Source organism: Pseudomonas sp. AC247, from assembly GCF_979258015.1.
This window is the reverse complement of the sequence record NZ_OZ409829.1, coordinates 5,620,306-5,628,399: the sequence shown is the minus strand read 5'-3', so window position 1 is coordinate 5,628,399 and position 8,094 is coordinate 5,620,306. Positions and strand designations below refer to the sequence as shown.

The window sequence follows — 8,094 nt, the reverse complement described above, 5'->3', positions numbered from 1 at the left end:
CGCCCCACTAATGTCACATTGATATTTCCGCGGCGACCTGTCCTTCAGCGTGTGATCCAGTTCCTGTTTTGAACTTTCCGACATACGGTCAATCTGGTTGCCATCATCCGACGCAGCGCCACGTTTTGCTGTGATTCAAGACAAGAAGTTCTGGGAAATTCCTACCATGCGTTCGCCCCTGTTTCTGGCTGTACCTTTCGCTCTCGCCGCCTCTTTTGTACAAGCACAATCCTTACCAGAAGCCATGCAACAGGCATTGGATGTCCATCCGGAAATCCAGGCAGGGGTCAACAGTCGTTTGGCCGCGGATTATCAATTAAAGGCAGCGAAAGGGGGATACCTGCCCAAGGTCGATCTGCTCGGCGGTTATGGCCGTGAAGGCACCGACAGCGTCACCACCCGTGCCGCCGGTAACAACAACCACTGGGAAACCCTGAACCGCAGCGAGTCAAGTTTACGTCTCTCGCAAATGGTTTTTGACGGTTTTGCCACGTCCAGCGAGGTCGGGCGTCAACAAGCCACCGTCAACTCCCGCGCTTATTCCTTGCTCGGCACTTCCGAGCGCACCGCGCTGACCGTTGCCCAGGTCTACCTGGACGTGCTGACCCGTCGCGAATTCGTGCGTCTGGCCGAAGAAAACCTCAAGAGCCACCAGCGCATCTACGACCAGATCCAGTTGCGCACCCAGCGCGGCGTCGGCAGCGGTGCCGACCTTGATCAGGCCGAAGCGCGGATGGCCCAGGCCCGCAACAACCTGATCACCGAGCAGACCAACCTCGCGGACTCGGAAACCAATTTCCTCAGCGCCGTCGGCCAGATGCCCGATCAACTGGAGCGTCCGGCGCCGTTCATCGCGATGATGCCGGCCAACCTCAATGAAGCGCGTACGCAGATGCTGGAAAACAGCCCGATCCTGCGTTCGGCCGAGTCCGACATCGCCGCTGCCGAGAAGCAGTACGAAACCGCCAAGTCGACCTTCTACCCACGTTTCGACGCCGAACTGGGCCGCACCGCCGATAACGACCTCGATGGCCAGAACGGTCACAACAACGAGTGGCAAGCCATGCTGCGCATGCGCTTCAACCTCTATTCGGGCGGCAGCAACAAGGCCGATCTGGAATCCAAGTCGTACCTGTCGAACCAGGCGCTGGACATCCGCAACAACGCCCTGCGCCAGTTGAACGAAGAGCTGGGCCTGGCTTGGAACGCCTTGAACAATGCCAACGCGCAGGTGCCGATCGCGCAGCAATACGTTGATCACAGCACCGCCGTGCGCACCGCTTACCAGCGTCAGTTCAGCCTCGGCGAACGCACCCTGCTCGATTTGCTCGACAGCGAAAACGAGTTGTTCACCGCGTCGCGGCGTCTGGCTGACATCAAAAACATTCAGTTATTTACTCAGTACCGAATCAAGGCGACCATGGGCGAATTGCTCAGAAGCCAGGGAGTGGTCGCACCGTTGGCATCCGTTGTGCAGAACGACGTGAAGCCCAAGGTTCAGCTGCCTGGGATGAATTGAGTTGTCCCTTTTCAACTGTTAAGAGTGTCGAGCGTGGAATCAGAAGTCAGTCGAGTTCATCTCAGTCATGATCCACGCGCGTTGCACGACGATCCGTTACTGGACGGTCTGCTTGCCCTTTGCATGCTGCACCAGAAGCCTGCCAGCGCGGCGATGTTGACAACCGGCCTGCCGCTGCCCAAACAACGCTTGAGTGTCGAGTTGCTGCCCCGCGCGGCGGCTCGCGCCGGCCTGCAAGGTCGAGTGCTGCAGCGCAAACTGGAAGAAATTCCGGCGATCGCCATGCCCGCGTTGCTGCTGCTCAAGGATGGCCGCAGCGCCGTCCTGCTCGGTTGGCAGGGTGACAATGAAGCGCGGGTGTTGCTCAGCGAAACCGACGGCGGCGAGTCCATCGTCAGCCGTGAGCTGCTCGCCGACGACTACACCGGCAAAGTCTTCTTCGCCCAGCCGCAACACAAATTCGACGTCAACCACGGCACGCTGATTCCGCGCGCCCGCTCGTGGTTCCGCGACACCCTCAAGCGTTCGCGCTGGCTGTACGCCGATGCGATTGCCGCGAGTTTCCTGATCAACATCATTGCGATGGCCGCGCCGCTGTTCGTGATGAACGTCTACGACCGCGTGGTGCCGAACCAGGCCGAAGCGACGTTGTGGGTATTGGCCCTCGGTATTACTGGCGCCTATATTTTCGACCTGATCCTCAAGAGCCTGCGCAGCCTCTGCCTGGACCTGGCCGGGAAGAAAACCGACCTGATCATCTCGGCGACGCTGTTCGAACGCATCGTCGGCATGGCGATGAAATACCGCCCGGCGCGGGTCGGCAGCTTTGCGCAAAACATCCACGAGTTTCAGAGCCTGCGCGACTTCCTTGCCTCGCTGACCCTGACCAGCCTGATCGATCTGCCGTTCACTATCCTCATCTTTATTGTCATCGCCATTCTCGGCGGGCATCTGGTGTGGATTCCGGTGTTGGCGTTCCCGATTGCCCTGGCCATCGGCTACGCGTTGCAGAAACCGCTGGTGGCAACCATGGAACGCACCATGGCCCTCGGCGCCGAGCGCCAGTCGAGCCTGATTGAAACCCTCGCCGGCCTCGACGCGGTCAAGGTCAACAACGCCGAGAGCGAGCGTCAGTACCAGTGGGAGCAGACCATCGGCACCCTCAGCCGCCTCGAACTGCGGGTGAAAATGCTCTCCGGCCTGGCGATGAACATCACCTTGCTGATCCAGCAACTGGCCGGGGTGATCATGATCGTCTTCGGCGTGTACCAGATCATTGATGGTCACTTGAGCATGGGCGGTCTGATTGCCTGCTACATGCTCAGCGGTCGCGCGCTGAGCCCGTTGGCCTCGCTGTCCGGTCTGCTCACGCGCTATCAACAGGCGCGGGTGACCATGACTTCGGTCGATCAAATGATGGAGCTGCCGCAAGAGCGCAATTTCGAAGAGCGTCCGCTGAGCCGCAAGGTGTTGCAGGGTGCCATCGAATGCCGCCAGCTCAACTTCACCTACCCGGAACAACAGAACCCGGCGCTGAAGAACATCAACCTGGTGATCCGTCCCGGCGAAAAAATCGGCATCATCGGCCGCAGCGGCTCGGGCAAAAGCTCGCTGGCCAAACTGCTGGTGGGCCTGTATCAGCCGGACGACGGCGCGCTGTTGGTCGACGGTGTGGACATCCGCCAAATCGACGTCAGCGAACTGCGCTACAACATCGGCTACGTACCGCAAGACATCCAACTGCTGGCGGGCACCCTGCGTGACAACCTGGTGTCCGGCGCACGCTATGTAGAAGACGAGTTGGTGCTGCAAGCCGCCGAACTGGCTGGCGTCCACGAATTCGCCCGTCTGCACCCGCAAGGCTATGAGCTGCAAGTCGGTGAGCGCGGGCAGAATCTGTCCGGTGGCCAACGACAAAACGTCGCGCTGGCCCGAGCGCTATTGCTCAATCCGCCGATCCTGTTGATGGATGAACCCACCAGCGCGATGGACAACACCGGCGAAGAACGCCTCAAGCAACGCCTCGCCGCCGTGATCGAAAACAAGACCGTGGTGCTGGTCACGCACCGGGCTTCACTGTTGTCGCTGGTCGATCGTCTGCTGGTGATCGACCGTGGACAAATTCTCGCCGATGGCCCGAAAGCCGCCGTGATGGAAGCGTTGAAGAAGGGGCAGATCAGTGTTGCTTAAGTCGGGTTTCAAGGATTCGATTCGTCGCTACTTCAAGGGCTCGGCATCGTTGCAGGGCCAGCCACTGCCGGAGGTCAACAAGGCGCTGATCGAGGACGCCCCGCGCGTCGTGCGCCTGACCATCTGGGCGATCATCGGCTTCTTCGTCTTCCTCATGCTCTGGGCCAACTTCGCCGTGATCGACGAAGTGACCAAGGGCGACGGCAAGGCGATTCCGTCGTCGAAGATTCAGAAAATCCAGAACCTTGAGGGCGGGATCGTCTCTGAACTGTTCGTCAAGGAAGGCCAGATCGTCGAAGCCGGCGCACCGCTGATTCGTCTCGACGACACGCGATTTGCTTCCAACGTCGGTGAAACCGAGGCCGATCGCCTGTCGATGCTGCTGCGCGTTGAGCGTCTGAGCGCCGAAGTCGATGATCGTCCGCTGAATTTCCCCGAGGACGTGCTCAAGGCTGTGCCGGGACAGGCGAAAAGCGAAGAGTCGCTGAACATCAGCCGCCGTCAGCAGTTGCACGACGAGATCGGTGGTTTGCAGGAGCAGTTGATTCAGCGTCAGCAAGAGCTGCGCGAATTCGCTTCCAAGCAAGCGCAGTATCGTCAGCAACTCGGCTTGCAGCGTCAGGAAATCAACATGTCCGAGCCGCTGGTGGCGCAGGGTGCGGTGTCCCCGGTGGAAGTCTTGCGTCTCAAGCGTGCCGAGGTGGAAACCCGTGGTCAGCTCGATGCAACGACGCTGGCGATACCGCGTGCCGAATCGGCGATCAAGGAAGTGCAGCGCAAGATCGACGAAACGCGCGGCAAATTCCGCAGCGAAGCGCTGACCCAACTCAACGAAGCGCGCACCGACCTGAACAAGGCCAGCGCCACCGGCAAGGCGCTGGAAGACCGCGTCAGCCGTACGCTGGTGACCTCGCCGGTGCGCGGTATCGTCAACAAGTTGCTGGTCAACACCATCGGCGGCGTGATCCAGCCGGGCAGCGACATGGTTGAAATCGTACCGCTGGATGACACCTTGCTGGTCGAAGCGAAGATCCGTCCGCAGGACATTGCGTTCCTGCACCCGGGGCAGGAAGCGATCGTCAAATTCACTGCGTACGACTACACCATTTACGGCGGGCTGAAGGCCCAGCTGGAGCAGATCGGTGCCGATACCATCACCGACGAAGACAAGAAAACCACTTACTACATCATCAAGGTGCGCACTGAACGCAGCCACCTCGGCACGGACGAGAAGCCATTGCTGATCATCCCGGGGATGGTCGCGTCGGTGGACATCATCACCGGCAAGAAGTCGGTGTTGAGCTACCTGCTCAAACCGATCATCCGCGCGCGGGCCGAGGCGTTACACGAACGCTGATCCCCCAATAATCCTGTAGGAGCTGTCGAGTGGAACGAGGCTGCGATCTTTTGATCCTGTTTTTTAACAGCAGAATCAAAAGATCGCAGCGTGCCGCAGCTCCTACAGGGATGTCCGCAAAGTGTGAATAAGTGACAAAAACCGTCACTCACCATCCAGTCCATTCCGCCATATCGTTATTCATTAACGGTATTTAATTTCCAATTCTTATAGCTATAAAGTCATCCCCTGCGTACCTGCCGACCAATCGGCGCGCCGCACGACCTGAACCAACACGCAATCCAGCGTGAGTGTCTGATCGACGAGCGCGCCCGTGAGCGCGCCGTGCGTGGGAGATGGAAAGATGTCCGCAGCTACTGCTTCCCCTGGCGTCGCGACCGCCGCGCCGCAAACCTTCGAGATTCGTCCCTTCAGCGGTGCCGTTGGCGCCGAGATCATTGGCCTTGACCTCACCCGGCCGATCAATGATCAGGACTTTGCGCGCATCCATCGCGCGCACCTTGATCACCACGTCGTGGTGTTCCGCGACCAGCAGATCACCCCGCAACAGCAGATCGACTTCAGCCGCCGCTTCGGTGTGCTGCAGATCCATGTGCTCAAGCAGTTCCTGCTGGCCGACCACCCGGAAATCCTCATCGTTTCCAACATCATCGAAAACGGCCAGAACATCGGCCTCGGCGATGCCGGCAAATTCTGGCACTCCGACCTCTCCTATAAATCGCTGCCAAGCCTCGGCTCGATGCTTCACGCACAGGAGTTGCCAGAGGAGGGCGGCGACACGCTGTTCGCCGACATGCACAAAGCCTGGGACAACTTGCCCGAAGCGTTGCGCAAAGCGGTCGAAGGCCGCAGCGCCGCGCACTCCTACACGGCGCGTTACAGCGAGACCAAATTCGAAGGCAACTGGCGCCCGACCCTGACCCCGGAGCAACTCGCCCAAGTCGCGGAAGTGGTGCACCCGGTGGTGCGCACGCACCCGGAAAACGGCCGCAAGGCGCTGTTCGTCAGCGAGGGTTTCACCACGCGCATCGTCGGCCTGCCGGATGACGAAAGCCAGCAACTGCTGAGCGAGCTGTACGCCCACAGCGTGCTGCCGCAAAACATCTACCGCCACCAGTGGCAGCCCCACGACCTGGTGTTCTGGGACAACCGTTCGCTGATTCACCTTGCCGCCGGTTGCCCCGCGCACCTGCGCCGCAAGCTGTATCGCACGACCATTCAGGGCGACGCGCCTTTCTGATTCGCCGGAGATTGATCACATCATGAACGCTCCCTTGCCAGGCCACGCGGCCAGCAACCCGGTCGCCCGCAGCGAAGCGCTGCTGGCCGTCGATCACGTCAGCCTCGAATACCGCACGCCGCAACGTGTGGTGCGCGCCACTCACCAAGTCAGTTTTGAAATCGACCCGGCCGATCGCTACGTGCTGCTCGGCCCGTCCGGCTGCGGCAAATCTACCTTGCTCAAAGCGGTCGCCGGGTTCATTCAGCCATGTGAAGGCGAGATCCGTCTGCAAGGCCAGCGCGTCGACGCGCCGGGGCCAGACCGGATTGTGGTGTTTCAGGAATTCGATCAACTGCCGCCGTGGAAAACCGTCAAACAGAACGTGATGTTTCCACTGCTGGCCTCGCGCACGCTGAAGAAAAAAGAGGCCGAAGACCGTGCGCTGCACTATCTGGACAAGGTCGGTCTGGCGGCGTTTGCCGACGCTTATCCGCATACGCTGTCCGGCGGCATGAAAGCGCGCGTGGCAATTGCCCGGGCGTTGGCGATGCAGCCGAAAATCCTCTTGATGGACGAACCGTTCGCCGCACTCGATGCGCTGACCCGCCGCAAGATGCAGGAAGAATTGCTGCTGCTTTGGGAAGAAGTGCGCTTCACCTTGTTGTTCGTCACGCACTCGATTGAAGAGGCGTTGGTAGTCGGCAATCGCATCCTTTTGCTGTCGCCACATCCGGGGCGGGTGCGCGCCGAAGTGCACAGCCATCAATACGATTTGCACAGCCTCGGTGGCGTGGCGTTTCAGGAATCGGCGCGGCGCATTCATCGTTTGCTGTTCGATGAAGGCCAGTCGCCGGAAACCGAGCGTGACCACGACTTCAACGACATTCGCATCGCCTATTGAGCGGCCAGGAGGACTACCCGATGAGCCATTCATCATCTGTGCGTGAAGAGTTCGAAATTGTTTTAGAGCCGCTGACCGAAGTGCCGGTCGAGCGAGAGCTGTCGCTCGGCACGCGGCTGTGGCAACAGGGCTGGCTGCGTAAAAGTCTGATCCTGATTGTGCTCGCTGTCGTGTGGGAAGTGGTCGCGCGGATTCAGAACAACGACCTGATGCTGCCGAGTTTCCTGCAGACCAGCCATGCGCTGTTCGATGGTGTGCTCAGCGGTGAACTGCTGGCCAAGGTGTGGATCTCGTTGGTGGTGCTGATCAAGGGTTATCTGATTGGCATTGTGCTGGCGTTTGCCTTGACCACCTTGGCGGTGTCGACGCAGTTGGGCCGCGATCTGCTGAGCACGATGACCTCGATGTTCAACCCGCTGCCGGCGATTGCCTTGTTGCCCTTGGCGCTGCTGTGGTTTGGTCTGGGGCAGAACAGCCTGATTTTCGTGTTGGTGCATTCGGTGTTGTGGGCGCTGGCGTTGAACACTTATGCAGGGTTTCTCGGGGTTTCCGAGACGCTGCGCATGGCTGGGCGCAATTACGGTTTGAAGGGTTTGCGGCTGGTGTTGTTCATCCTGATCCCGGCGGCGCTGCCGTCGATTCTGGCCGGGTTGAAAATTGGCTGGGCGTTCGCCTGGCGCACGTTGATCGCGGCGGAGTTGGTGTTTGGCGCGACCAGTGGCAAGGGTGGGCTGGGCTGGTACATCTTCCAGAATCGCAACGAGCTGTACACCGACAAGGTGTTTGCCGGGTTGGCGGTGGTGATTCTGATCGGGTTGCTGGTGGAGAATCTGGTGTTCGACACGCTGGAACGCGTGACCGTGAAGCGTTGGGGGATGCAGCGCTGACCTGAAAAGATCGCAGCC

Annotated in this window: 6 protein-coding genes; all 6 read left to right on the top strand. The window is 60.0% G+C overall.

The features are described 5' to 3' along the window. The first annotated feature begins 166 nt into the window (after positions 1-166). Complete coding sequence (locus ACZZ0B_RS25520) at positions 167-1,519, top strand: TolC family outer membrane protein (protein WP_440096775.1); 1,353 nt, start codon at positions 167-169, stop codon at positions 1,517-1,519. A 33-nt stretch (positions 1,520-1,552) separates the two neighbouring features. After that, positions 1,553-3,709 (top strand): type I secretion system permease/ATPase, encoded by a 2,157-nt coding sequence (locus ACZZ0B_RS25515; RefSeq protein ID WP_463546509.1) that lies wholly within the window; start codon positions 1,553-1,555, stop codon positions 3,707-3,709. Next, on the top strand, positions 3,699-5,066 hold the full coding sequence (locus ACZZ0B_RS25510; protein ID WP_463546508.1) for an HlyD family type I secretion periplasmic adaptor subunit: 1,368 nt from the start codon (positions 3,699-3,701) through the stop codon (positions 5,064-5,066). The genes ACZZ0B_RS25515 and ACZZ0B_RS25510 overlap by 11 nt, the downstream gene beginning before the upstream one ends. A gap of 343 nt (positions 5,067-5,409) precedes the next feature. Next, positions 5,410-6,306 carry a TauD/TfdA dioxygenase family protein gene (locus ACZZ0B_RS25505; RefSeq protein ID WP_463546507.1) on the top strand — a complete coding sequence of 299 codons (897 nt, stop codon included), beginning with the start codon at positions 5,410-5,412 and terminating at the stop codon, positions 6,304-6,306. A gap of 22 nt (positions 6,307-6,328) precedes the next feature. Beyond that, entirely contained in the window at positions 6,329-7,189 is an 861-nt protein-coding gene (locus ACZZ0B_RS25500) for an ABC transporter ATP-binding protein (RefSeq protein WP_463546506.1), read from the top strand. 20 nt (positions 7,190-7,209) lie between these two features. Beyond that, a complete protein-coding gene (locus ACZZ0B_RS25495; RefSeq protein ID WP_440096769.1) occupies positions 7,210-8,076 on the top strand; it encodes an ABC transporter permease in 867 nt (288 codons plus the stop codon). Positions 8,077-8,094: the final 18 nt, after the last annotated feature.

Excerpts from the sequence above, each read along its gene's own strand:
- ACZZ0B_RS25520 (WP_440096775.1), top strand. The coding sequence starts at position 167 with ATGCGTTCGCCCCTGTTTCTGGCTGTACCTTTCGCTCTCGCCGCCTCT.
- ACZZ0B_RS25505 (WP_463546507.1), top strand. The coding sequence starts at position 5,410 with ATGTCCGCAGCTACTGCTTCCCCTGGCGTCGCGACCGCCGCGCCGCAA.
- ACZZ0B_RS25500 (WP_463546506.1), top strand. The coding sequence starts at position 6,329 with ATGAACGCTCCCTTGCCAGGCCACGCGGCCAGCAACCCGGTCGCCCGC.
- ACZZ0B_RS25495 (WP_440096769.1), top strand. The coding sequence starts at position 7,210 with ATGAGCCATTCATCATCTGTGCGTGAAGAGTTCGAAATTGTTTTAGAG.